At 74.2% G+C, this 23,372-nt stretch carries 22 protein-coding genes; 16 read left to right on the top strand and 6 right to left on the bottom strand.

The genetic code is table 11. The annotated features are described in order from the left end of the window. Positions 1 to 320: 320 nt before the first annotated feature. Both AC07A4_RS22255 and AC07A4_RS22250 read right to left on the bottom strand, forming a co-directional pair. Positions 321 to 1,829, bottom strand: a complete 1,509-nt coding sequence (locus AC07A4_RS22255) for a glycoside hydrolase family 3 protein (RefSeq protein ID WP_478601322.1) — start codon at positions 1,827 to 1,829, stop codon at positions 321 to 323. Positions 1,830 to 2,087: 258 nt separating this feature from the next. Further along, positions 2,088 to 3,104 carry a peptidyl-alpha-hydroxyglycine alpha-amidating lyase family protein gene (locus AC07A4_RS22250; protein WP_478601320.1) on the bottom strand — a complete coding sequence of 339 codons (1,017 nt, stop codon included), beginning with the start codon at positions 3,102 to 3,104 and terminating at the stop codon, positions 2,088 to 2,090. A 145-nt stretch (positions 3,105 to 3,249) separates the two neighbouring features. On the opposite strand from AC07A4_RS22250, the gene AC07A4_RS22245 reads away from it, so the two are divergent. From AC07A4_RS22245 to AC07A4_RS22235, 3 genes are read left to right on the top strand one after another with little or no spacing between them, the layout of a single operon-like run. Next, positions 3,250 to 3,930 (top strand): ABC transporter permease, encoded by a 681-nt coding sequence (locus tag AC07A4_RS22245; protein WP_478601319.1) that lies wholly within the window; start codon positions 3,250 to 3,252, stop codon positions 3,928 to 3,930. Further along, positions 3,927 to 4,613 carry an ABC transporter permease gene (locus tag AC07A4_RS22240; RefSeq protein ID WP_478601691.1) on the top strand — a complete coding sequence of 229 codons (687 nt, stop codon included), beginning with the start codon at positions 3,927 to 3,929 and terminating at the stop codon, positions 4,611 to 4,613. Before AC07A4_RS22245 ends, AC07A4_RS22240 begins: the two co-directional genes overlap by 4 nt. Next, a complete protein-coding gene (locus tag AC07A4_RS22235) occupies positions 4,610 to 5,563 on the top strand; it encodes an ABC transporter substrate-binding protein (protein WP_478601317.1) in 954 nt (317 codons plus the stop codon). Before AC07A4_RS22240 ends, AC07A4_RS22235 begins: the two co-directional genes overlap by 4 nt. Positions 5,564 to 5,620: 57 nt before the next feature. Here AC07A4_RS22235 and AC07A4_RS22230 read toward each other — a convergent pair whose 3' ends face one another. The 4 genes from AC07A4_RS22230 to AC07A4_RS22215 are packed head-to-tail and all read right to left on the bottom strand — an operon-like array spanning position 5,621 to position 9,678. After that, complete coding sequence (locus tag AC07A4_RS22230; RefSeq protein ID WP_478601315.1) at positions 5,621 to 6,784, bottom strand: ABC transporter ATP-binding protein; 1,164 nt, start codon at positions 6,782 to 6,784, stop codon at positions 5,621 to 5,623. Between the two features lie 22 nt (positions 6,785 to 6,806). Further along, a complete protein-coding gene (locus AC07A4_RS22225; protein WP_478601313.1) occupies positions 6,807 to 7,448 on the bottom strand; it encodes a LutC/YkgG family protein in 642 nt (213 codons plus the stop codon). Continuing rightward, positions 7,445 to 8,926, bottom strand: a complete 1,482-nt coding sequence (locus AC07A4_RS22220) for a lactate utilization protein B (RefSeq protein WP_478601311.1) — start codon at positions 8,924 to 8,926, stop codon at positions 7,445 to 7,447. The genes AC07A4_RS22225 and AC07A4_RS22220 overlap by 4 nt, the downstream gene beginning before the upstream one ends. Beyond that, the gene (locus AC07A4_RS22215; protein ID WP_478601689.1) at positions 8,923 to 9,678 is read right to left on the bottom strand and encodes a (Fe-S)-binding protein; all 756 of its coding nucleotides are present in this window, start codon (positions 9,676 to 9,678) and stop codon (positions 8,923 to 8,925) included. The genes AC07A4_RS22220 and AC07A4_RS22215 overlap by 4 nt, the downstream gene beginning before the upstream one ends. A gap of 177 nt (positions 9,679 to 9,855) precedes the next feature. On the opposite strand from AC07A4_RS22215, the gene AC07A4_RS22210 reads away from it, so the two are divergent. From AC07A4_RS22210 to AC07A4_RS22150, 13 genes are all read left to right on the top strand, one after another. Then, positions 9,856 to 11,157 carry an alpha/beta fold hydrolase gene (locus tag AC07A4_RS22210; RefSeq protein WP_478601309.1) on the top strand — a complete coding sequence of 434 codons (1,302 nt, stop codon included), beginning with the start codon at positions 9,856 to 9,858 and terminating at the stop codon, positions 11,155 to 11,157. Positions 11,158 to 11,199: 42 nt separating this feature from the next. Further along, a complete protein-coding gene (locus AC07A4_RS22205) occupies positions 11,200 to 11,958 on the top strand; it encodes a PIG-L deacetylase family protein (RefSeq protein WP_478601307.1) in 759 nt (252 codons plus the stop codon). A gap of 66 nt (positions 11,959 to 12,024) precedes the next feature. Continuing rightward, entirely contained in the window at positions 12,025 to 12,699 is a 675-nt protein-coding gene (locus AC07A4_RS22200) for a helix-turn-helix domain-containing protein (RefSeq protein WP_478601305.1), read from the top strand. Positions 12,700 to 12,774: 75 nt separating this feature from the next. After that, a complete protein-coding gene (locus tag AC07A4_RS22195) occupies positions 12,775 to 13,767 on the top strand; it encodes an NADPH:quinone oxidoreductase family protein (RefSeq protein WP_478601303.1) in 993 nt (330 codons plus the stop codon). Further along, positions 13,764 to 14,945, top strand: a complete 1,182-nt coding sequence (locus AC07A4_RS22190; RefSeq protein WP_478601301.1) for an acyl-CoA dehydrogenase family protein — start codon at positions 13,764 to 13,766, stop codon at positions 14,943 to 14,945. Before AC07A4_RS22195 ends, AC07A4_RS22190 begins: the two co-directional genes overlap by 4 nt. After that, positions 14,942 to 16,048 (top strand): acyl-CoA dehydrogenase family protein, encoded by a 1,107-nt coding sequence (locus AC07A4_RS22185; RefSeq protein WP_478601299.1) that lies wholly within the window; start codon positions 14,942 to 14,944, stop codon positions 16,046 to 16,048. The genes AC07A4_RS22190 and AC07A4_RS22185 overlap by 4 nt, the downstream gene beginning before the upstream one ends. A gap of 111 nt (positions 16,049 to 16,159) precedes the next feature. Further along, the gene (locus AC07A4_RS22180) at positions 16,160 to 17,755 is read left to right on the top strand and encodes an ABC transporter substrate-binding protein (RefSeq protein WP_478601297.1); all 1,596 of its coding nucleotides are present in this window, start codon (positions 16,160 to 16,162) and stop codon (positions 17,753 to 17,755) included. 65 nt (positions 17,756 to 17,820) lie between these two features. Beyond that, the gene (locus AC07A4_RS22175) at positions 17,821 to 18,786 is read left to right on the top strand and encodes an ABC transporter permease (RefSeq protein WP_478601295.1); all 966 of its coding nucleotides are present in this window, start codon (positions 17,821 to 17,823) and stop codon (positions 18,784 to 18,786) included. Between the two features lie 19 nt (positions 18,787 to 18,805). After that, the gene (locus tag AC07A4_RS22170; RefSeq protein WP_478601687.1) at positions 18,806 to 19,723 is read left to right on the top strand and encodes an ABC transporter permease; all 918 of its coding nucleotides are present in this window, start codon (positions 18,806 to 18,808) and stop codon (positions 19,721 to 19,723) included. 110 nt (positions 19,724 to 19,833) lie between these two features. Then, a complete protein-coding gene (locus tag AC07A4_RS22165) occupies positions 19,834 to 20,760 on the top strand; it encodes an ABC transporter ATP-binding protein (RefSeq protein ID WP_478601685.1) in 927 nt (308 codons plus the stop codon). After that, positions 20,753 to 21,415, top strand: a complete 663-nt coding sequence (locus AC07A4_RS22160; protein WP_478601293.1) for an ABC transporter ATP-binding protein — start codon at positions 20,753 to 20,755, stop codon at positions 21,413 to 21,415. Before AC07A4_RS22165 ends, AC07A4_RS22160 begins: the two co-directional genes overlap by 8 nt. A gap of 664 nt (positions 21,416 to 22,079) precedes the next feature. Continuing rightward, on the top strand, positions 22,080 to 22,967 hold the full coding sequence (locus tag AC07A4_RS22155; RefSeq protein ID WP_478601291.1) for a phosphatidylinositol-specific phospholipase C/glycerophosphodiester phosphodiesterase family protein: 888 nt from the start codon (positions 22,080 to 22,082) through the stop codon (positions 22,965 to 22,967). Positions 22,968 to 23,095: 128 nt separating this feature from the next. Further along, complete coding sequence (locus AC07A4_RS22150) at positions 23,096 to 23,290, top strand: hypothetical protein (protein ID WP_478601289.1); 195 nt, start codon at positions 23,096 to 23,098, stop codon at positions 23,288 to 23,290. The last annotated feature ends 82 nt before the right edge of the window (positions 23,291 to 23,372 follow it).

Genomic DNA, 23,372 nt, shown 5'->3' with positions numbered 1-23,372 from the left:
CGCGTCGGGAACGGCGGGAGCACGGCCGCCGACGCGGGCCGGGAACAGCGGCGTTCGCCGGACCGGGAAGCGCACCGCTGACTGGTTCGGGCCCCGGCGGTGGCGGGGAGGGGCGGCGCCCCTCACGGGTGGCCGAAGAGAGCAGGGAAGGGCCGAGAAGGATGACGAGTGGCCGTTAAAGGACTAGACCAGCCCCGGTTGCCACCAAGATGGACTAGGCCAAACGCGAGTGTCAAGTCCCCTCCGGGCGCGCCGCGTTGAGGCGTGCCGGGGCGCCCGCGCGGGACGCGCGGGCGCGTGGTGCGCGGCCAGCGAAGCGCTCAGGCGGCCCCGGCCAGGACCTCCGCCACCGCGATCCCGGACACGCGCGTGGCGCCGTACGTGGTCACGTGGACGGCGCCGACGCGGTCGCCCGCGGGCACGCCCATCTCCACGACCAGGGCGTCGGGGCGGTGGCCCACCAGGTCCGCGAGGGCCTTGGCCATCCAGGGGTGGCGGGCCGCGTCGCGGACGACGACCACCAGCTCCCTGCCGGTCGCGGGGGCGAGCGCTACGCGGTCCAGGAGCGCGGCGTCGCCGGTGAGTTCGGCCTCGCCGACACGCACGGAGGTGGTGCCGGGCCGCAGCGCCCGCAGCGGTTCGGCGACGCCCCAGGGGGTGGCCCCGTCGACGGCGAGGCTCATCGCCGGGGACAGCTCGACGACGTGCGGATCGGCGGTGAGCGGAAGCCCCGCGCCCGCCGCGCTGTGCACGCGCACCGCGCGCCGCGCGGCGACCAGGCCGATGCCGGAGGTGTCCGCGGCCGGGGCCGTCCGCTGGCCGAGCCCCGCCGACCAGGCGGCGAACTCCCGCACGCGGGCGGCGGCTTCGGTGAGGCGCGCCTCGGGCAGCGTCCCGTCGAGCACCGCCCGCACGAGGGCGTCGCGCAGGTCGTCCGCCGTCGACTGCTCGGCGCTCTCGCCGCCCACGCACACCGCGTCCACGCCCGCGGTGACCGCGCGGACGGTGGCGCCCGCGATGCCGTAGGGCCCGGAGACGGCGCTCATCTCGATGCCGTCGGTGACCACCATCCCCTGGAAGCCGAGCTCGCCGCGCAGCACGTCGCCGAGGACGCGGGGGCTGAGCGTCGCGGGCAGCTCGCTGTCGTACGCGGGCACGAGCATGTGCGCGGTCATGATCGCCCGTACGCCCGACTCCATCGCGGTGGCGAACGGCGGCAGGGCGGTCCGGGTGATCTCCTCGGCGTCGGCGGCGAACCGCGGCAGGCCGTGGTGGGAGTCGACGTTGGTGTCGCCGTGCCCGGGGAAGTGCTTGGCGCAGGCGGCGACCCCGGCGGACTGCAGGCCGCGGATCCAGGCGGCGGTGTGCCGCGAGACGACGTCGGTGCGGGCGCCGAAGGAGCGCACCCCGATCACGGGGTTCATCGGGTTGGAGTTCACGTCCGCGCTCGGCGCGTAGTCCAGGGACACGCCGATCGCGCGCAGCTGGCGGCCGATGTCGCGGGCGACGCTCTCGGTGAGCTCGGGGTCGTCGATGGCGCCGAGGGCGAGGTTGCCCGGCCAGGACGCGCCGGTGCGCGCGTCGATGCGCGTCACGTCGCCCGCCTCCTCGTCGATGGCGACGATCAGGTCCGGGTTCTCGGCGCGCAGCGCCGCGGTGAGCGCGGCGACCTGCTCGGGGCTCTCGATGTTGCGGCCGAACAGGACCACGGAGGTCAGCCCTTCGGCGATCCTGCGGCGCACCCAGTCGGGCGCGGTGGTGCCCACGAACCCCGGCTGGAGGACGGCGTTGGCAAGGCGGGTGAGGTGCGGGTGGCTGGTGCTTGCCATGGGGAACCTCCGAAGGGGCGCGGGGCGGGCCGTGTGCTCGGTTCGGCTCGCCACGGCGGAACGGGTGCGAACGAGGCGGATGTTGGCCTATACCAATCCGGGGTGTCAAGAAGCCCGAGTGCGGCGGTATGGCCGTAAATGCGCTGCGGAGGCGGCCAGTTCGCGCCCCGCGCCGGGGTCGGGCACCGCCCCCGGGAATTCGCGAAGGCGTACGCGCGGCTCCGTGGCGACGCCCCGCCGCGCCCGCCGGCGGCCCGCTCAGCCCCGCACGCGGCGCCACTTGCGCAGGCTCACCAGTTCCCGGGGCGGGGTCAGCTTGCTCCCCGCCTCCACGTACGAGACCTCCGCCGCGTACACGCTGCCCTCGGAGTCCACGGCGACGCCGTGCGGCCAGTTGAACTGGTCCGGCGCCTCACCGGGCAGCTCGGCGCCGAACCGGGCCACGCTCCGGCCCGCGCGGTCGTAGACCTGGACCCGGTGCCCGAGGCCCGGCACGCCGTGCTGCACCGGCGGCGGCCCCTGCTCGGCGACGTACACCCCCGTGTCCGCGCCTTTGCCCGCGCAGACGGCGACGGCCTTGTGGACGTGCCAGGAGGTGTGGAACTCGCCGTCAAGCGAGAAGACCTGGACGCGGTGGTTCTCGCGGTCGCACACGATCACCGCGTCATCGCCGAACAGCGCCAGGTTGTGGGGCAGGCTGAACCGGCCCTCGTCGCTGCCCGGCGCGCCCCAGGACAGCAGATGGCGCCCCCGCGCGTCGTAGCGGTGCACCCGGGAGTTGCCGTAGCCGTCCGACACGAAGACGTCGCCCGTCAGCGGCGACACCGCCACGTCGGTGGGGCGGTTGAAGGGCTCCCCGCTCTGGAAGCCGGTGGGGCGGCCGGTGCCGAGCACGAGCAGGGTGTTGCCCTTGCGGTCCGTCTTGGTGATCGTGTTGCCGATGTCGTCGACGAGCCAGAGGTGGTCCTCGTGGTCGATGGTGACGGCGTGCGGATGGACGAAGCGGCAGCCCTTCCAGCGCGGCGTCAGCGTGCCGTACGGGTTCTCGATCAGCTCCGTTCCCGCGAACGGCGTGTCGTTGCCCCACATGTCGACGATGTGTCCGTCCCGGTCGAAGACCAGGACCGGCATGTTGCCGCGGTTGAAGACATAGACGCGGTCCGCGGAGTCGACCGCCACGGACGTGGCCTCGTGCAGCCAGATCCCGTGCGGGATCCGCGCCCAGAAGGGCACCGGTTCGTAGACGGTCTCGCTGGTCGCGGGTCCGACGGCCATGGGTCCTCCCGGGACGCACCGGACCGGAAGCATAGGGCCGGGCGCGCGGAACGGACAGGGGGCCGGGGGTTCCAAGGGCCCGCCCCGGCCCCCGTACGGTCCAGCAAGACGCGCCGTCGCGCGCCCGCCCCGGTGGAATGGACGGGTGACCGCGCCCCCGGACGACTGCCTCGCGCGCAACGAGTGGATCTGCGGCGAGTATCTGCGCACCCGCCGCCACATCCTGCTCGACGCCGTGCTCCAGCACCTGGAGCTGACGGCGGTCTCCGTCCTCATCGGGCTCGCCATCGCGCTGCCGCTCGCGGTCGTCGCCCGCCGCTGGGGCCTCGCGGCCGGGCCCGTCCTCGCCGTCACCACCGTCCTGTACACGATCCCGTCGCTCGCGATGTTCTCGCTGCTGCTCCCCGTCTACGGCCTGTCCTCGGCGCTCGTCGTCGCCGGGCTCGTCCTGTACTCCCTGACGCTGCTCGTACGGAACATCCTCGCCGGTCTGCGCGGCGTGCCCGAGGAGACCCGGCAGGCCGCCCGCGGCATGGGCTACGGGCCGATCCGGCTGCTGTTGACCGTGGAGCTGCCGCTCGCGCTGCCCGCCGCCATGGCGGGCCTGCGCATCGCCACCGTCTCCGCCGTCTCGCTGGTCACCGTCGGCGCGATCGTCGGCTTCGGCGGCCTCGGCAACCTGATCTACGCGGGCATGAACACCTACTTCAAGGCCCAGGTCCTCACGGCGTCCGTGCTGTGCGTGGTGATCGCCGTCGCCGCCGACGTGGCCCTGCTCGGCGTCCAGCGCCTGCTCACGCCGTGGACGAGGGCGGGGCGCGCGTGAAGACCCTCGCCGACGCCTGGGACTGGCTGAGCACGTCCGCGCACTGGGCGGGCGACGACGGCATCGGGCACCGGCTCGCCCAGCACCTCGTCCTGACCGTGGTGTGCCTGCTGATCAGCTGCCTCGTCGCGCTGCCCGTCGCCCTCGTCCTCGGCCACCTCGGCAGGGGCGGGGCGCTCGCCGTGAACCTCTCCAACGCCGGCCGCGCGGTGCCGACCTTCGCGGTCCTCGTCCTGCTCCTGCTCACCCCGATCGGCGACTGGGGCGAGGGGCCGACCGTCGTCGCCCTGGTCCTGTTCGCGGTGCCGCCGCTGCTGACCAACGCCTACGTCGGGATGCGCGAGGTCGACCGCGGCGTCGTCCAGGCCGCCCGGGGCATGGGCATGACCGGGTGGCAGCTGCTGTGGCGGGTCGAGGCGCCGCTCGCGCTGCCGCTGATCATGAGCGGGGTGCGCATCGCCGCCGTGCAGCTCGTCGCCACCGCCACCATCGCGGCCCTCGCGGGCGGCGGCGGCCTCGGCCGGATCATCACCGCCGGGTTCAACCTGGCCAGCACCCCGCAGGTGGTGGCGGGCGCGGTGCTCGTCGCCGCCTTCGCCCTGGCCGTGGAGGGCGTCTTCGAGGCCGCCGAACGGCTCGCGCCCGGCGGGGCCAGAACGACGCGCAAGAGGAGAGCCGAATGACGTGGCGGACCCGTCTCGCGGGATGCGCGCTCCTGGCGTGCGCCGTGCTCGCCTCCGGCTGCGACTCCGGCCCCGCCCTGGAGAACCGCGGCGAGGTCACCGCGCCGCCCGGCGACAGCGAGGACCTCGTCGTCGGCTCGGCGGGCTTCACCGAGAGCGACCTGCTCGCGCACATGTACGCGCTGCTCCTCGACAAGGCCGGATACGACACGGAGTTCCTGTCCGTCGCCAACCGCGAACTGTACGAACCGGCCCTGGAGTCCGGGCAGATCGACGTCGTGCCCGAGTACGCGGCGACCTTCGCGGACTGGCTGAACGCCAAGGTCAACGGCGCCGACGCCAAGCCCGTCGGCTCGCCCGACCTCGACACCACCATGAAGGCCCTGCGCTCCCTCGCCGCCCCGCGCGGCCTGACCGTCCTCGACCCCGGCCGCGCCGTCGACCAGAACGCCTTCGCGGTCGCCGCCTCCTACGCCCGCGAGCACCGCCTCAAGACCCTCACCGACCTGGGCGCGTCGGGCCTGAAGGTGCGCCTCGCCGCGGGCGACGAATGCGTCCAGCGCCCCTACTGCGAGCCCGGCCTGAAGGCGGTGTACGGCATCGACATCACCGGCGTGGACCCCAAGGGCGTCGGCACCACCCAGGCCAAGAAGGCGGTGCAGAGCGGCCGGGACCAGATGGTGCTCACCACGTCCACGGACGCGACCCTCGACGAGTTCGGCCTGGTCCTGCTCGCCGACGACAAGCACCTCCAGAACGCCGACTACGTGGTCCCCGTCGTCAACCGCTCCCGCGCGGGCAGCGCCCGCGTGGCCCGCGCGCTGGGCCGCCTCAACACCGTCCTGACGACGAAGGACCTCGCGGACATGAACCGCCAGGTCGACAGCTGGCGCCGCCTCCCCGAGGACGTGGCGAGGAAGTACCTCAAGGACAAGGGCCTGCTGCGGTGAGGTGTCCGCCGCTCCGTCGTGGCTGGTCGCGCAGTTCCCCGCGCCCCTACGGGGCGCTCACGCGTCAGCGACCGAGTCGAACTCCACCTCGTCCCTGCCCACCCCTTGGGCATCCGCGTCCACCGAGCGCCGCAGCGCCTCGTGCAGCTTCGCCGGGGTGAGGACGCCCACGAAGCGCGCCCCGTCCACCACCGCGACCCACCCGGCGTCGTGCTGGAGCATCACGCCGAAGGCCTGCTTCAGGGAGGCGCCCACGGGCAGCCAGGCGTTCATGCGGTGCGCCAGGTCGCCGACCGTGGCGCCGTCCCCGGCGAGGGCGACCTCGTCGACGCCGACCCAGCCGTGCAGATCGCCCCCGGAGTTCAGGACCATCGCCCAGCGCGCCCCGTCGGCCCGCAGCCGGGCCGCGGCGACCGCGGCGGGCTCCTCCAGGCGGGCGAGGGGCGGCTGCTCCAGGTCGTCGGCCTCGATGACGGTCACCGAGAGCCGCTTCAGGCCCCGGTCGGCGCCCACGAACTCCGCGACGTACGGCGTGGCGGGCGTGCCGAGCACCGCGCCCGGCGTGTCGAACTGCTCGATGCGGCCCTGCCCGTACACGGCGACGCGGTCCCCGAGCCGCACCGCCTCCTCGATGTCGTGGGTGACCATGAGGACGGTCTTGCGCACGGTCCGCTGGAGGTTCAGGAACTCGTTCTGCAGCCGCTCGCGCACCACCGGGTCGACGGCGCCGAACGGCTCGTCCATCAGGAGCACCGGCGGGTCGGCGGCGAGCGCGCGGGCCACGCCGACGCGCTGGCGCTGGCCGCCGGAGAGCTGTTCGGGGTAGCGGGGGCCGTACGTCGCGGGGTCGAGGCCCACCAGGTCGAGCAGCTCGGCGGCGCGGGCCCGCGCCCTGGCGCGCTTCCAGCCGATCAGCGCGGGCACCGTCGCCGTGTTGTCCAGGACGGTGCGGTGCGGGAAGAGGCCGACCTGCTGGATGACGTAGCCGATGCGGCGGCGCAGGCGCACCGGGTCGAGGCCCGCGATGTCCTCGCCGTCCACGAGGACGCGGCCCGACGTGGGCTCGATGAGCCGGTTGACCATCATCATCGTGGTCGTCTTGCCGCAGCCGGACGGGCCGACGAGCGTGACCAGCTCGCCCTCGGCGACCTCGAACGAGAGGTCGTCCACGGCCGTCGTACCGTCCGGATAGCGCTTGGTCACCTGCTCGAACCGGATCATTCCCTTAACGTAACCGCGCCCGTCACACCCCGCTCACCAGCACCACTTCCAGGGTGCGCGGCCCGTGCACGCCCTCGACCCGGTCCAGCTCGATGTCGCTGGTCGCCGAAGGACCCGAGATCCAGGTGAGGGGGCGCACGGGATCGAGCCGTTCGAGCGCCAGCGGCACGGAGGCGACGACCTGGTCCGGGACCCGTACGACGCACACATGGTGATCGGGGACCAGGGTGATCCGGCGGCGGCCCTGGTCGGGCGAGCCGTCCAGGACGAGCGTGCCCGTCTCGGCGATCGCGACCGCGCAGCCCGTGACGACGCTGTCGATCCGGTCGAGCTCTTGCGGCGTCTGCGCCGCCCGGTCGTGGACGCGGACCGCGGCGGCGGCCTCCAGCCACTCCGGCGGCAGGCCGGGCGGCACGAGCACCGTCGCCGCGCCGCGCCGGGCGAGCAGCCGCGTCAGCAGCTCCGCGAGGCCGTCCGCGTCCGTGCGGTGCACGAGGGCCCGGTAGTCCGCGAGGTTCTCCGCGAGCAGGTCCACGGTCTGCTCCTCGGTGCGGGTGCCGTGCGCGCGCAGGTAGTCGCGGGGCACCGCGTCCGCGTACGGCTCCTCGGGCCGCGGCCCGAGCGCCCGGCCGATCCGTCCCAGGACCACGTCCCTGCCGCTCATGCCCCGCCTCCGTCGCCGTCGCCGCGCGTGCGGCGCCACCACTGCCCGAACGACTCCGCGGGGACCTCGGGCAGCTCCCGGAAGGCGCTCCACGCCCGGCCGGGTCCCGGCAGCGCGCGCGGGTGGACGGCGCGCGTCGCGGACGCCAGGCGCTGGCCCGCCCGCAGCACCCGCGGGCGCCGGAAGGCGAACGCCGCGGCCCGCATCGCCGCCCGCTCCGCCGCGTGCCCCTTGGCGGGCCGCAGGCGCACCCTGACGCCGTGCCGGGTCACCTCGCCGCCCTCCACGACGCGCTCGCGCAGGTGCACCAGGACCTCGGGGATGTCGATGGCGACGGGGCACACGTCGTAGCAGGCGCCGCACAGCGACGACGCGTACGGCAGCGAGGCGTCGATCTCACTGAGGGTGCCGCGCAGCTGGGGGCTGAGGATCGCGCCGATCGGCCCCGGGTACACCGAGCCGTACGCGTGCCCGCCCGCCCGCTCGTACACCGGGCACACATTGAGGCACGCCGAGCAGCGGATGCAGCGAAGGGCCTGCCTGCCGACCTCGTCGGCGAGGGTGTCGGTGCGCCCGTTGTCGAGCAGCACCAGATGGAAGAAGCGCGGCCCGTCCGCCTCGGTGGTGCCGGTCCACATCGACGTGTACGGGTTCATCCGCTCCGCCGTCGAGGAGCGCGGCAGCGTCTGCAGGAACACCTCCAGGTCCCGCCACGTCGGCACGACCTTCTCGATGCCGACGACCGAGATCAGCGTCTCGGGCAGCGTCAGGCACATGCGGCCGTTGCCCTCGGACTCCACGACGACCATCGTGCCGGTCTCGGCGACCATGAAGTTCGCGCCGCTGACGCCGACCCTCGCGCGCAGGAACTTCTCCCGCAGGTGCAGCCGCGCGGCCTCGGCGAGTTCGGCGGGCGCGTCGGTGAGCCCGTCGGGGGCCGGGCGGCCCCAACGCGCCATCTCCGCGCGGAAGATGTCGCGGATCTCGCCCCGGTTGCGGTGGATGGCGGGCACCAGGATGTGCGAGGAGCGGTCCCGGCCCAGCTGGACGATGAGCTCGGCGAGATCGGTCTCGTAGGCGCGGATGCCCGCCGCCTCCAGGGCCTCGTTGAGGCCGATCTCCTGCGTGGCCATCGACTTGACCTTGACGACCTCCGACTCGCCGGTCTCCTGGACGAGCCGCGTCACGATCCGGTTGGCCTCGTCCGCGTCGGCGGCCCAGTGCACCGTGCCGCCCGCCGCCGTCACCGCCTCCTCCAGGCGCAGCAGATGCCGGTCGAGATGGCGCAGGGTGTGGTCCTTGACGCGCTTGCCCGCCTCGCGCAGGCGCTCCCAGTCGTCCAGTTCGGCGACGGCGCGGGCGCGCTTGTCGCGGATGGTGCGGGTCGCGTGGCGCAGGTTGGCCCGCAGCGTGTCATCGCGCACGGCCGCGCGCGCCGCGCGCGGAAAGGCGGGCATGCCGACGAAGGTGCCGCTCATGACAGGGGCTCCGCTTCCGTGCTCGCCAGGATCTCCGCGAGGTGCACCGGACGCAGCGGGGTGCGCAGCCGCGCCATGGTGCCGCCGATGTGCGTCAGACAGGAGTTGTCGGCGGCGCACAGCACCTCGGCGCCCGTCGACTCCGCGCCGCGCACCTTGTCCACGCCCATCGCCGCCGACACGTCGGGGTTCTTCACGGCGAACGTGCCGCCGAAGCCGCAGCACTCCTCGGCGCCCGGCAGCTCCACCAGGTCAAGGCCCTTGACCGCGCGCAGCAGCCGCGTCGGACGGTCGCCGAGCCGGAGCGCGCGCAGCCCGTGGCACGTCGGGTGGTAGGTCACCGTGTGCGGGTAGTACGCGCCGACGTCCGTCACGCCGAGGACGTCGACCAGGAACTCGGTGAGCTCGTACGTCTTGGGCACCACCGGCGCGAGCGCCGCCGCGAGCTCCGCGCCCCGGCCCTCGGCCCGCGCCCGTTCGCCCAGGCGCGGATACAGCTCCCGCACCATCGCCGCGCAGGACCCCGAGGGCGTCACGACCGCCTCGTACCCGCCGAAGACATCGGAGTAGTGCGCGGCGAGCGGCTCCGCCTGGTGGCGGTAGCCGGTGTTGTAGTGCGCCTGTCCGCAGCAGGTCTGCGCCTGCGGGAAGTCGACCTCGACTCCCAGCCTGGTCAGGAGTTTCAGCACGGCGCGGCCCGTGTCCGGATAGAGCGTGTCATTGACACACGTCACGAAGAGCGCGACCCGCATCGCCGTCCCCATCTCCTCAGGTCTCCTTAGGACTCCTCAGGCTGTCCTCGGGCGGTCCTCGGTTCGCCCTGATTCGCCGTGCTTCTCCTCGGTCATCGGATGGGTGCAGGGTACGCGCGCGTCCGGGGCGTGCGATACGTTGCCCCGAAAACGCCCCGTACCCGCTCAGGAGCCGTCGTGACCGTCACCTACCGCCAGCCCGGAGTCGTCCTCACCGACCGCCGGTTCAGCGTGCCGCTCGATCACGACGAGCCGTCGGGGGAGCGGCTCGAACTCTTCGCCCGGGAGTGCGTGGCGGCGTCCCGCGCGGGCGAAGACCTGCCGTGGCTGCTGTACCTCCAGGGCGGTCCCGGCTTCGGGGCGAATCGGTTCTCCGGAACGCAGGCCTGGCTCGGCCGCGCCCTGCGCGACCACCGCGTGCTGCTGCTCGACCAGCGCGGCACCGGCGCCTCCACGCCCGCCAACCGCCAGACGCTGCCCCTGCGCGGCGGCCCCCGCGAACAGGCCGCGTACCTGGGGCACTTCCGCGCCGACGCCATCGTGCGCGACTGCGAGGCCATCCGCCACGAGGTGACCGGCGGCGCGCCCTGGACCGTCCTCGGCCAGAGCTTCGGCGGCTTCTGCGCCACGCACTACCTGTCGGCGGCGCCGGAAGGCCTGGCCACCGTGCTCATCACCGGCGGCCTGCCGACCCTGGACGGGCACGCGGACGACGTGTACCGCGCCGCCTACCCGCGCATGGAGCGCAAGTCCCTCGCCCACTACGCGCGTTACCCGCAGGACGTCGAACGGGCCCGGCGCGTCGCCGAGTACGTCGCGGAGCACGAGCCCGTCCTGAACGGCGGCTACCGCCTCACCGCCGAGGCCTTCCAGTCCCTCGGCATCCTCCTGGGCACCGGCGACGGCAGCCACCGGCTGCACTACCTCCTGGAGGACGCCTTCGTGCGCACGCCCGCGGGCCACGCCCTCTCGGACGCCTTCCAGGAGCAGACCCAGGCCCTCCTGTCCTACGCGGGACACCCGCTGTACGCGCTCCTGCAAGAGGCCTGCTACGCCCAGGGAGGGCGGCCCACCGCCTGGTCCGCCGAGCGGGTGCGCGGCGCGTTCCCGGCCTTCGACGCGGGCAAGGCCCTCGCGGGCGGCGATCCTGTGCTCTTCACCGGGGAGGCCATCCAGCGCTGGATGTTCGACTCCGACCCGGCCCTGCGGCCGCTGCGCGAGACCGCTGACCTGCTCGCCGAACGGGTCGACTGGGCCCCGCTGTACGACGCCGAGCGCCTCGCCGCCAACGAGGTGCCCGTCGCGGCGGCCGTCTACCACGACGACCTGTACGTCGACACCGAGGACTCGCTGCGCACCGCCCGCGCGATCCGTGGCCTGCGCACCTGGGTCACCGACGAGTACGAGCACGACGGGGTGCGCGCGAGCGGGCCGCGGGTGCTCGACCGGCTCATCGGCCTGGCGCGGGGCGACATCTGACGCCGTATCGGGGCGGACGGCGGCGCTGTATAGGCTGCGGGCATGACCGAGCCCCAGCACAGCGCCGCCGCCCCTGACCAGCTCACGCCCATGCCTGAGGACTGGCAGCGGGCCCTCGCCGTGGTCGCCCACCCGGACGATCTGGAGTACGGCTGCGCGGGCGCCATCGCCGCGTGGACGGACGCAGGACGCGAGGTGACGTACCTGCTCGCCACCCGCGGCGAGGCCGGGATCGACACCCTGGCGCCCGCCGAGGCGGGACCCGTGCGCGAGCGGGAGCAGCGCGCCAGTGCCGCCGTCGTCGGCGTGGACACCGTCGAGTTCCTCGACCACGCCGACGGCGTGATCGAGTACGGCACGGCGCTGCGCCGCGACATCGCCGCCGCGGTCCGCAGGCACCGGCCCGAGCTGGTGATCACGCTCAACTACCAGGACACGTGGGGCGGTGTCGCCTGGAACACCCCCGACCACGTCGCCGTCGGCCGCGCCACCCTGGACGCGGTCGCCGACGCGGGCAACCGCTGGATCTTCCCGGAGCTGACCGAGCAGGGCCTGGAGCCGTGGAACGGGGTGCGCTGGGTCGCCGTGGCGGGCACCGACCGGCCGACGCACGCGGTGGACGCGCGGCCGGGCCTCGAACGCTCCATCCAGTCCCTGTTGGAGCACCGCGCCTACCTGGAGGCCCTCACCGAAGAGGACCCGGAGAAATACTGCCGCTCGTTCCTCGGGGACATCGCCGAGCGGCTCGCGCCCCGCTTCGGCGGGACGCCCGCGGTGGCGTTCCAGGTCTTCGCCCGGTGACGCCCCGGCCCGTGGGGCCGGTGATGCGGGTTTGACATCGCGCGTTGCCGATTCTGCAATGGGCGCATGGGACGCGAAGAGAGTCACACGCATGGGCATGAGGGGGACGGCGGCGCGGTCGGCGGGGACGGTGGCGGCGAGGGAGTCGACGGCGGCGCGACCGACAAGGTCCTGACCGCCGTCGGCCCCCGCCTCCGCGCGATCCGCAAGGAGCGCGGCGCGACGCTCGCCGAGCTCTCCGCGGCCACCGGCATCTCCGTCAGCACCCTGTCGCGCCTGGAGTCGGGCGGGCGCAAGCCGAGCCTCGAACTGCTCCTGCCCATCGCCCGCGCCCACCAGGTCCCGCTCGACGAGCTCGTCGGCGCCCCGCCCGTCGGCGATCCGCGCGTGCGGGCCAAGCCCATCGTGCGGCACGGCCGCACGATGGTGCCCCTGACCCGTCAGCCCGGCGGCCTCCAGGCGTACAAGGTCATCGAGCCCCAGCGCGCCGCCGAGCCCGACCCGCGCACGCACGAGGGGTACGAGTGGCTGTACGTCCTGTCCGGGCGGCTGCGCCTGGTGCTCGGCGAGCACGACGTGGTCCTGACGGCGGGGGAGGCCGCCGAGTTCGACACGCGCGTGCCGCACTGGTTCGGCTCCACCGGCGAGGGCCCCGCCGAGTTCCTGAGCCTGTTCGGGCCGCAGGGGGAGCGCATGCACGTGCGGGCCAAGCCCAAGCGGCGCTCCGCCGGGGGCGGCTGACCCTGTTCCCCTAGGGCAAGCGACCGCTTAGTATGCCCAGGAGCCAGGTCCGCTACCCGCCCGTGGAGGCGCCGCATGCACGCATGGCACGTACACCGCAACGGCGAGCCGGGCGAGGTGATGCGGCTCGAAGAGGCGCCGACGCCGGTGCCCGGCGACGGCCAGGTGCTCCTCAAGGTCCGGGCCGCGTGCGTCAACTTCCCCGACGCGCTGCTGTGCCGGGGCCAGTACCAGGTCACCCCGCCGCTGCCGTTCACACCCGGCCTGGAGCTCTGCGGCGAGACCCCGGACGGGCGGCGCGTCATCGCCAACCCGGCCCTGCCGCACGGGGGTTTCGCCGAGTACGCGCTCGCCGACGCCGCCGCCCTGCTTCCCGCGCCCGACGCCCTCGACGACGCCCAGGCCGCCGCGCTGCACGTCGGCTACCAGACCGGCTGGTTCGGCCTGCACCGGCGCGCCCGGCTCCAGGCGGGCGAGACCCTCCTGGTGCACGCGGCCGCGGGCGGCGTCGGCAGCGCCGCCGTGCAGCTCGGCAAGGCGGCGGGCGCCCGCGTCATCGGCGTCGTCGGCGGCGCGGAGAAGGCCGCGGTCGCCCGCGAACTCGGCTGCGACGTGGTGGTGGACCGGCGTACGGAGAACGTCGTCGCGGCCGTGAAGGAGGCCACCGGCGGCCGCGGCGCCGACGTGGTCTACGACTCCGTGGGCGGCGAGGCGTACGCCCAGTCCGCCCGGTGCGTGGCCTTCGAGGGCCGCGTCCTGGTCATCGGCTTCGCGAGCGGCACGATCCCGACGCCCGCCCTCAACCACGCCCTGATCAAGAACTACTCGATCCTCGGCCTGCACTGGGGCCTGTACGCCACCAAGGACCCGGGCGCGATCCTGGAGTGCCACGAGCGGCTGACCGAACTCGCCGCCAAGGGCGCCGTCAAGCCGCTGGTCAGCGAGCGCGTGCCGCTGAGCGGGGCGGCCGCCGCCGTCCAGCGCGTGGCCGACGGCGTCACCACGGGCCGCGTCGTCGTCGTGCCCGGGCTCGCGGGCGAGGCCTCCGGCGCGGGCGGTGCCGCGTGAGGGACGCCACCGAACTGGTCATCCGCGCCCAGGAGTTCCTCGCCGCGCACCCGCCCGCCGAGACCTCCCGCGCCGACTTCCTGCGGGCCCGCTTCGACGCCGGGCTCGCCTGGGTGCACTATCCCGAGGGCCTCGGCGGCCTCGGCGCGCCCCGCGCCCTCCAGGCCGTCGTGGACGCCGAACTCCAGGCCGCGGGCGCCCCCGACAACGACCCGCGCCGCATCGGCATCGGACTCGGCATGGCCGCCCCGACTCTCCTCGCCTTCGGCACCGAGGAGCAGAAGCGGCGCTTCCTGCGGCCCCTGTGGGTCGGCGAGGAGGTCTGGTGCCAGCTGTTCAGCGAGCCGGGGGCGGGCTCCGACCTCGCCGCGCTCGGCACCCGCGCCGTCCGCGACGGCGACGCCTGGGTGGTCAACGGGCAGAAGGTGTGGACGTCCAGCGCGCACGTCGCCCGCTGGGCCATCCTCATCGCCCGCACCGACCCCGGCCTCCCCAAGCACCGCGGCATCACCTACTTCGTCTGCGACATGACCGCCCCGGGCGTCGAGGTGCGGCCGCTGCGGCAGATCACCGGCGAGGCCGAGTTCAACGAGGTCTTCCTCACCGACGTGCGCGTCCCCGACGCGCACCGGCTCGGCGAGGTCGGCGACGGCTGGCGCGTCGCCCAGACCACCCTCATGAACGAGCGGGTCTCCATCGGCGGCATGCGCCTTCCGCGCGAGGGCGGCATGATCGGCCCCGTCGCCAGGACCTGGCGCGAGCGCCCCGAACTGCGCACCCACGACCTGCACCAGCGCCTCCTGGCGCTCTGGGTGGAGGCCGAGGTCGCCCGCCTCGCCGGCGAGCGGCTGCGCCAGCAGCTCGCCGCGGGCCGCCCCGGCCCCGAGGGCTCCGCCGCCAAGCTCGGCTTCGCCCGCCTGCACCAGGAGATCAGCGGCCTGGAGGTGGAACTCCTCGGCGAGGAAGGCCTTGAGTACGACGACTGGACGATGCGGCGGCCCGACCTCGTCGACTTCCTCGGGCGCGACGCGGGCTACCGCTATCTGCGCGCCAAGGGCAACAGCATCGAGGGCGGGACGAGCGAGGTGCTCCTGAACATCGTCGCCGAGCGCGTCCTCGGCCTGCCGCCGGAGCCCCGCACCGACAAGGACGTCGCCTGGAAGGACCTGACCCGATGACCTCGCCGAGCGATCTGCTGTACACCGAGGAGGAGGAAGCGCTGCGCTCCGCCGTGCGCGACCTGCTCACCGACCGCTGCGACGCCGCCGCGGTCCTCGCCCGCGCCGAGTCCGGCCAGCCGCACGACCGGGAGCTGTGGAAGGCCCTCGCCGAGGGCATGGGCCTCGCGGGCCTGCTCGTCCCCGAGGAGCGCGGCGGCCAGGGCGCCACGCACCGCGAGGCCGCCGTCGTCCTGGAGGAGCTGGGCCGCGCCGTCGCGCCCGTGCCGTTTCTGACGAGCGCGGTCGTGGCCACCGAGGCGCTGCTTGCCTGCCCGGGCGAGACGGCCGCGGAACTCCTGGCCGCGCTGGCCTCGGGCCGCACCGTCGGGGCGCTCGCGGTGGGCCTGGCCACGGCGCCCGGCGGCGCCTTCACCACCGTGCGGCACGCGGGCGGCGCGGTGCGCGGCGAGGTGACCGGCGTCGCGGACGCCACCGCCGCCGACGTCCTGCTGGTCCCCGCCGACGGCGGCCTGTACGCCGTGGACACCGCCCAGGACGGCGTCACCGTCACCGCGAGGACCTCCCTCGACCTCACCCGCCCGCTCGCCCGGGTCACCTTCGACGGGGCGGCCGCGCGCCCGCTCACCGAGGACGCCGGGGCGGCCGTGGGCCGGGGCCTGCGCGCCGGGGCCGGGCTGCTCGCCGCCGAACAGCTGGGGCTCGCCGACTGGTGCCTGACCGAGACCGTCCGCTACGCCAAGGAGCGCCACCAGTTCAACCGTCCCGTCGGGTCCTTCCAGGCGCTCAAGCACCGCCTCGCCCGGCTCTGGCTGGACGTGGCGGGCGCCCGCGCCGCCGCCCGCAACGCCGCCGGAGCGCTCGCCACCGGCGGCGAACAGGACCTCGCGGTCGCCCTCGCCCAGGCCTACGCCGGTCCCGTCGCCGTGCGCGCCGCCGAGGAGGCGCTGCAACTCCACGGCGGCATCGGCATGACCTGGGAGCACCCCGTCCATCTGTACCTGAAGCGCGCCAAGGCCGACTCGATCGCTTTCGGCACGGCGGGCCGCCATCGCGAGACCCTGGCCGCCCTTGTGGACCTGCCAGCTCCGGTTGGCCCCTGACCTGGGGCGAGTCCGAAATCCGTAGGGGACCCCTGCCTTACACACCCATTACTTGAGGCATAATTGCGAGCTGTTCGCAAGAAGGACTGATCTTCAGTAGGGGTGTGGAGCATGAGGGCCCGATCCATACGGACCACGGGCGCGGTCGCGGCGACCGCCGCACTGGCGGTCGCCGCCTCGGCCTGTTCGTCGCCGGACGACGGCAAGGGCGCGGACGGCGCCAAGGACTCCGCGGTCGTCGGCATCGCGTACGAGCCCGAGACCCTCAGCCCGCTCCTCGGCTACGGCAAGGACGGCAACTCCAAGATCTTCGACGGGCTGCTCACGCACGACGCCGACATGAAGCTGAGGCCCGCGCTCGCGGCCAAGCTTCCCAAGGTCAGCGGCGACGGCAAGACGTACACCTATGAGCTGCGCAAGGGCGTCAAGTTCAGCGACGGCAAGCCCTTCACGGCCAAGGACGTCGTCTTCACGTACGAGACGATCCTCGACAAGAAGACGAACAACGCCTCCAAGACCGAGCTCGACGCCGTCAAGAGCGTCGAGGCCAAGGGGAGCGACAGCGTCGTCTTCCACCTCAAGTACCCCTACGCGCCGTTCGCCGAGCGCACCGTCCTGCCCATCGCGCCCGAGCACGTCGCGGGCAAGCAGGACGTCAACAAGGGCGACTTCGCCACCAAGCCCATCGGCACCGGACCGTACGAGCTGGTGAAGTGGTCCAAGGGCGAGAAGATCGTCTTCAAGGCCAACCCCGGCTACTGGGGCGGCGCGCCGAAGATCAAGAACTTCACGATGGCGATCATCAAGGACGACGACGTGCGCGCCACCCGGCTGCGCGCCGGCGACCTCGACGGCGCCATCCTGCCGCCGAACCTCGCCAACACCTTCGCCTCCGACGGGCAGAAGACGACGTACGCCGCCAAGACCTTCGACTACCGCGTGGTGACCCTGCCCACCGGCAACAAGGTCGCGGGCGACACCGACGTGCGCCGCGCCCTGGACATCGGCGTCGACCGCGGGACGATGGTCGACCAGATCCTGGAGGGCGCGGGCAAGGAGGCCTACGGCCCCGTCCCGACGGACAGCCCCTGGTTCACCAAGGGCACCGAGCGGAAGTTCGACGCCGCCAAGGCCAAGAAGATCCTCGACGACGCGGGCTGGAAGCCCGGCAAGGGCGGCATCCGGGAGAAGGACGGCGTCCAGGCGACGTTCCCGCTCTGGTACCTCGCCGGTGACAAGCTCCGCCAGGACCACGCCCTCGCCTACGCCTCCGACGCCAAGAAGCTCGGCATCAAGGTCGAGGTGCAGTCCGGCACCTGGGAGGTCATCGAGCCGCGCATGGCCAAGGACGCCGTCCTCGCGGGCGGCGGCTCCCCGGCCGACCCCGACTTCGACCAGTACACGCTCCTGAAGTCCTCCCTCGCCGGTGACGGCTTCAACAACATGGCGCACTACGACAACCCCACGGTCGACAAGGCCCTGGAGGCCGCCCGCGAGAGCGGCGACCGGAGCAAGCGCGCGGCCGCGTACGACACCATCCAGCGCGAGCTGGTGAAGAACCCCGGCTACACCTTCCTCACGCACATCGACCACCTGTACGTCGTGAACAAGTCCTTCGGCGACCTGTCCACGCAGGTCGAGCCGCACGACCACGGCCTCGCCTCAGGGCCCTGGTGGAACGTCGAGGACTGGGCGCCCAAGAAGTGACCTCCGCGCCGGACAAGCGGCGCGCCCAGGGGACCCGGTCGACCCGGCCGGTCCCCTGGGGGCCCATGGCACGGCTCGTCGCCCGGCGGGCCGTGTTCGCCGTCCCCGTGCTGCTCGTGGTGACCTTCGGCGTCTTCGCCGTCGCCGAGGCCTCGCCCTTCGACCCGGTCAAGGCGTACGCGGGCACGGCCGGGCTCACCGCGTCCCAGGAGAACCTCGACCAGCTGCGCGCCAACCTCGGCGTCGACGAGCCGCTCGTCGGCCGCTGGTGGGACTGGCTCACCTCGGCCCTCACCGGCGACCTCGGCGACTCAAGCACCCTGCGCCAGCCCGTCGCCGACGCCATCGGCGAGCGCATCGGCTGGTCGGTGCTCCTCGCCGCCACCGCCTTCGTCCTCGCGATCCTGCTCGGCTCGGCCCTCGGCGTGCTCGCCGCGCGCCGCCCCGGCGGCTGGCTCGACCGCGCGATCACCTCCCTCGCCTACACCCTGGAAGCCGCCCCGCCGTTCTGGCTCGGCCTGCTCGTGATGTGGCTGTTCGCGCTCAAGCTCGATGTGCTCCCGGCGGGCGGCCTCACCGACACCGCGCGCACGACTGTGACGTTCGACCAGGTCATGAGCCATCTGATCCTGCCCGCCGCCGTCCTCGCGATCTCCCAGCTGCCGTGGTTCGTGCTGTACGTGCGCCAGGGCGTCGGGGACGCGCTCGGCGACGACCCGGTGCGCGGCGCCCGCGCCCGCGGCCTCGCCGAACGCACCGTGCTCCTGAAGCACGCCTTCCGCTCCGGCATGCTGCCGGTGCTCACGCTCATCGGCTCCCGCGTGCCCGAACTGATCACCGGGGCGCTGCTCGTGGAGACCGTCTTCAGCTGGCCCGGCATCGCCGCGGCCACCGTGGGCGCCGCCACCTCCGTGGACTTCCCGCTGCTCGCCGCGCTCACCGCGCTCGCGACGGCCGCCGTGCTGCTCGGGAACCTGCTCGCGGACCTCCTGTACGGACTGGCCGACCCGAGGGTGGGATTCGATGGCTGAGACGGCTGAGACGGCCGAGATGGCTGAGACGGCCGAGAGGGCTGGCACGGGCTCCCCGGCCGAGGCCAGCTGGCGCCCCGCCACCGCGCGCGCCACGCGCGCCTCGGCGGCGGCCACGCGCGCGTGGCGGGTGTGGGGCTCCGCCGCGATCGTCGCGGCCGTCGTGCTCGCCGTCCTGGTCGTGCCGCCGCTCGTCGACCTCGACGAACAGGCCGTGCACCTCGCCGACAAGCTCCTGGCGCCGTCCCTCGACCACCCCTTCGGCACCGACGACGTCGGCCGCGACCTGCTCGTGCGGTGCGTCTACGGACTGCGGGTCTCGCTGCTCGTCGGCGTCGTCGCCGCCGTCGTGGCCACCGTCGTCGGCACCGCCGTGGGCGCGCTCGCCGGGGCCTGCGGCGGCTGGGTCGACCGGATCGTGATGCGGCTCGTGGACGTCTTCGCGTCCGTGCCGCACCTGCTGCTCGGCATCTTCATCGTGGCCATGTTCCGGCCCGGCGTCTGGCCCGTGGTGATCTCCGTGGGGCTCACGCACTGGCTGTCCACGGCCCGCATCGTGCGCGCGGAGGTCCTGTCGCTGCGGTCGCGGCCGTACGTCGACGCGGCGATCTCCGGCGGCGCGTCGCGCTGGCGCGTGACCGTGCGCCACCTGCTGCCCGGCGTCCTGCCGCAGGCCGGCCTCGCCGCCGTCCTCATGGTGCCGCACGCCATCTGGCACGAGTCCGCGCTGTCCTTCCTCGGCCTCGGCCTGCCCTCGCACCAGGCGAGCCTCGGCACGCTCGTGCAGGGCGCGCGCGGCTCGCTGCTGGCGGGCGACTGGTGGCCCACCCTCTTCCCCGGCCTGTTCATCATCGTGCCCACCCTGGCGATCGCGGGCCTCGCGGGCGCCTGGCGCGAGCGGATCAACCCGCGCCGCCGATCGGAGCTGATGCTGTGACCTCCGCCTCCGCCTCTGCCCCCGCCTCTGCCTCTGCCTCCGCCTCTGCCCCCGCCCCCGTGCCCCGGCCGCCCGTCCTGTCGGTACGCGGCCTGTCCGTGCGCTTCCGCATGCGCGGCGGCGCCCATGTGGCCGCCGTCACCGACGCCCGCTTCGACCTCGCGGCGGGGGAGTGCCTCGCCCTCGTCGGCGAGAGCGGCTGCGGCAAGTCCGTGCTCGCCTCCGCGCTGCTCGGCCTGCTGCCGCAGAACGCGGAGACCGCCGGGTCCGCGCTCCTCGGCGACATCGACCTGCTCACCGCCGACGAGCGCACCCTCGCCCGCACCGTGCGCGGGCGGCGCGTCGGCCTCGTCCCACAGAGCCCCGCCGCGCACCTGACCCCCGTACGGACCGTGCGCTCGCAGCTGGAGGAGACCCTGCGCGAGCTGACGGGCGCCCGCCGCCCCGCCCTGCGCGCCGCCGCCGAGGCCGCCGCCGAGCGGGCCGCCTTCCCCCTCGGGCACCTCGACCGCTACCCGCACGAACTGTCCGGCGGCCTCGCCCAGCGCGCCGCCACCGCCCTCGCCCTCATCGGCGACGCGCCGCTGCTCCTGGCCGACGAGCCCACCACGGGCCTGGACCGCGAGCTCGTCGACCGCACCGTCGACGAACTGCGCCGCCACGTCGGCGCGGACCGGGCGCTGCTCCTGATCACCCACGACCTGGCCGCCGCCCGGCGCGTCGCCGACCGCGTCGCCGTGATGTACGCGAGCCGCGTCGTCGAGATCGCCGCCGCGGACGCGTTCTTCGGCGACGAGCCGGGACCGCGCCACCCGTACGCGCGCGGGCTCCTGAACGCCCTGCCCGACCGGGAGTTCACCCCCATCCCCGGCATGCCGCCCGAACTGTCCGCGCTGCCCCCGGGCTGCGCCTTCGCGGCCCGCTGCGACCGCGCCGACGAGGCGTGCGCGACCGTGCCCGCGCTCGCGCTCGGCGCGGCGGGCGGCGCCGCCTGCCACCACCCGCACACCTCGACACTGGCGGCGCCTCGTGCTTGAACTGCGCTCCCTGACCGCCGGATACGACCGCCGCGCCCCCGTCGTGCGCGGCGTGGACCTCACCGTCGCGCCGGGTGAGTCCGTCGGCCTGCTCGGCCCCAGCGGCTGCGGCAAGTCGACCCTCGCGCGCGTCGCGGCGCTGCTGCACAAGCCGGACGCGGGCCAGGTCGTCATCGACGGCGAGCCGGCCCGCGGCTGGCGGCACCGGGCCCCGCGCGCCCAGCGCACCGCGATCGGCGTGGTCTTCCAGCAGCCCCGCCTCTCCGCCGACCCGCGCCTCACCCTCACCCAGCTGATCGCCGAACCCCTGCGGGCCACCGGCCGCGCCGCCGAAGTCCCGGGCCGCGTGGCGGACCTGGCCCACACCGTCGGCCTGGGCGCGGACCTCCTTCGCCGCCGCCCCCACGAGGTCAGCGACGGCCAGCTCCAGCGCGCCTGCCTGGCCCGCGCCCTGGTCCTGCGCCCGCGCTGGCTGATCTGCGACGAGATGACGGCGATGCTCGACGCGTCCACGACGGCGGCCCTGGTGGCGGCTGTCGAGGCCTACCGCGCCGACAGCGGCGCGGGGCTGCTCGCGGTGGGCCACGACAAGACGCTCCTGGAGCGGTGGTGCGACCGGACCGTGCACTGGCGGGAGTTGACCGGGGACCACTGACGGCGCGGCGTGGGCGCGGCCGGGTGCGCCGAGCCCCGGGACGGCCGCCGGAAAACCACGTGCCCCGGCGGGCCGCGCTCGTTACGGTGGAGACGTCCAGGTGCGAAGGAGCGGGCTACTTCGTTTTGGGAACGGGCGGTCGCGGGTTCGAATCCCGTCGTCGACTTCGGGTCGGCGTAGCTCAGCGGTAGAGCACCTTGTCGCCTGCACCGGCTCTGATCTCTGGACACCTGACGGCGAGCCGTCCGCCCACGGGGGATTTCGGGCGGGCGGCTCGCGTCACGCCGGGGCGCGGTCAGCCGCGCTCCACGACAAGGACCTCCGAGCCTCCCGCGCGCATCGCCCGCACCTCCTCCGGCCCCCACCCGTCCCCGCCGGCTCACGGCTGCCGCGCACCCCCGGCGTCGTCATGCCCCCCACATCGCGGGCGGCAGCCAGGAGGTGGCCCGCAAGGCGGCCCGCGTCGTCGCCGCCGAAGTGGGCCGCCACCTGCGTGGCGAGCCCTTCGCGCACCTCGCGAACCCGGCGGTGAACGAGGGACGTCGATAGCGCCAACTCCCCGGCCATGGGGGTTTCCAGGGCGGTCGCGGGCCTCATACTCACTGAAGTCTCAGACCCCGTCCCCCACGCCCTGTCCCCACCGCACCTCCCGGGAGGTACCCCCATGGCCCTCGTCACCCGTCGCAGAGCCCTGACCACCCTCGGCGCGGCCGTCGCGACGGCCGTCGCCGCGCCCGGCCTCGCCCACGCCGCCGACCCGGCGCCCGGGGAGCGGCTCGCGGCCGCCCGCCACCCGCGCCCGCGTCCCCTCGCCCAGGCCCACGCCCACAACGACTACGAGCATGCCCGTCCCCTGTTCGACGCGCTCGACCACCGCTTCACCAGCGTCGAGGCCGATGTCTTCCTCGTCGGCGGCCAACTCCTCGTCGCCCACGACCCGGAGGACCTCGACCCCACCCGCACCCTGGAGTCGCTCTACCTCGACCCGCTCGCGGCCCGCGTCCGCGCGCACCGCGGCTCGGTGTACCGGCGCTGGCACGGCCAGTTCCAGCTCCTGATCGACCTCAAGACGGAAGGCGCGTCGACCTACCGCGAGCTGGACCGCCGACTGCGGCCCTACCGGCACCTGTTCACCACGTACGCGTACGGCAAGGTCTTCCGCTCCGCCGTCACGGCCGTGATCTCCGGGGACCGCGCGGCCCGCCCCGTCATGGAGGCGCAGCGCGTGCGGCGCTCCTTCTACGACGGCCGCCTCGCCGACCTCCAAGGCCCGGCGCGCGCCTCCTTCGCCCCGCTGATCAGCGACAACTGGTCGCAGAACTTCACCTGGCGGGGCGTTGGCCCGATCCCGCCCGCCGAGCGCGACAAGCTGCGCACCATCGTGTCCACGGCCCACCGGCGCGGCCAGCGGGTCCGCTTCTGGGCCACGCCCGACCTGCCGGGCCCGGACCGCGACGCGCTGTGGCACGAACTGCTCGACGCGGGCGTCGACCACCTGAACACCGACGACCTCGCGGGGCTCCAGGAGTTCCTCGACGCCCGCGGCAGGTAACGGCGCGTTCGCGGGGCCGCCGCCACAACCACTCGTCCGGCCGACACGCACCTCACTCGGGCAAACCCTCCGCTACGCCACACTTGCCGCCGAAAGCCGCGGTGTGGGCGTGGCGGAGGAGGCCCGTGATGGTCATGTCGATTTCCGTGGGACTGCTGCTGGTGATCGTGGTGGTGGTCCTGTTGCGCAGCGGAGGCATGAAGGTCTCGCACGCCGTGGTGTGCGCGCTGCTCGGCTTCTACCTGGCGGGCAGCAGTGTCGCTCCGGGCATCCGCGACGGGATGACGGCGACGGCGGACCTGGTCAGCGGCATCCGGCCCTGACCTTGGCCTTGGCCCTGGCCCGGACCCCGGGGCTCCGGGGGGGGCGTTCCGGGCCTGTGAACAACTTCCGTACGTGCATGGA

It is taken from the genome of Streptomyces sp. NPDC043996, assembly GCF_056435225.1.
Note: the sequence above shows the minus strand (reverse complement) of the source record. Positions and strands in the feature narration are given on the sequence as shown.

Bases quoted from the DNA above. Each gene is read 5' to 3' on its own strand.
- AC07A4_RS22255 (WP_478601322.1), bottom strand. From the start codon at position 1,829: ATGGCAAGCACCAGCCACCCGCACCTCACCCGCCTTGCCAACGCCGTC.
- AC07A4_RS22250 (WP_478601320.1), bottom strand. From the start codon at position 3,104: ATGGCCGTCGGACCCGCGACCAGCGAGACCGTCTACGAACCGGTGCCC.
- AC07A4_RS22235 (WP_478601317.1), top strand. From the start codon at position 4,610: ATGACGTGGCGGACCCGTCTCGCGGGATGCGCGCTCCTGGCGTGCGCC.
- AC07A4_RS22230 (WP_478601315.1), bottom strand. From the start codon at position 6,784: ATGATCCGGTTCGAGCAGGTGACCAAGCGCTATCCGGACGGTACGACG.
- AC07A4_RS22225 (WP_478601313.1), bottom strand. From the start codon at position 7,448: ATGAGCGGCAGGGACGTGGTCCTGGGACGGATCGGCCGGGCGCTCGGG.
- AC07A4_RS22220 (WP_478601311.1), bottom strand. From the start codon at position 8,926: ATGAGCGGCACCTTCGTCGGCATGCCCGCCTTTCCGCGCGCGGCGCGC.
- AC07A4_RS22215 (WP_478601689.1), bottom strand. From the start codon at position 9,678: ATGCGGGTCGCGCTCTTCGTGACGTGTGTCAATGACACGCTCTATCCG.
- AC07A4_RS22205 (WP_478601307.1), top strand. From the start codon at position 11,200: ATGACCGAGCCCCAGCACAGCGCCGCCGCCCCTGACCAGCTCACGCCC.
- AC07A4_RS22200 (WP_478601305.1), top strand. From the start codon at position 12,025: ATGGGACGCGAAGAGAGTCACACGCATGGGCATGAGGGGGACGGCGGC.
- AC07A4_RS22195 (WP_478601303.1), top strand. From the start codon at position 12,775: ATGCACGCATGGCACGTACACCGCAACGGCGAGCCGGGCGAGGTGATG.
- AC07A4_RS22185 (WP_478601299.1), top strand. From the start codon at position 14,942: ATGACCTCGCCGAGCGATCTGCTGTACACCGAGGAGGAGGAAGCGCTG.
- AC07A4_RS22180 (WP_478601297.1), top strand. From the start codon at position 16,160: ATGAGGGCCCGATCCATACGGACCACGGGCGCGGTCGCGGCGACCGCC.
- AC07A4_RS22175 (WP_478601295.1), top strand. From the start codon at position 17,821: ATGGCACGGCTCGTCGCCCGGCGGGCCGTGTTCGCCGTCCCCGTGCTG.
- AC07A4_RS22170 (WP_478601687.1), top strand. From the start codon at position 18,806: ATGGCTGAGACGGCCGAGAGGGCTGGCACGGGCTCCCCGGCCGAGGCC.
- AC07A4_RS22165 (WP_478601685.1), top strand. From the start codon at position 19,834: ATGCGCGGCGGCGCCCATGTGGCCGCCGTCACCGACGCCCGCTTCGAC.
- AC07A4_RS22155 (WP_478601291.1), top strand. From the start codon at position 22,080: ATGGCCCTCGTCACCCGTCGCAGAGCCCTGACCACCCTCGGCGCGGCC.
- AC07A4_RS22150 (WP_478601289.1), top strand. From the start codon at position 23,096: ATGGTCATGTCGATTTCCGTGGGACTGCTGCTGGTGATCGTGGTGGTG.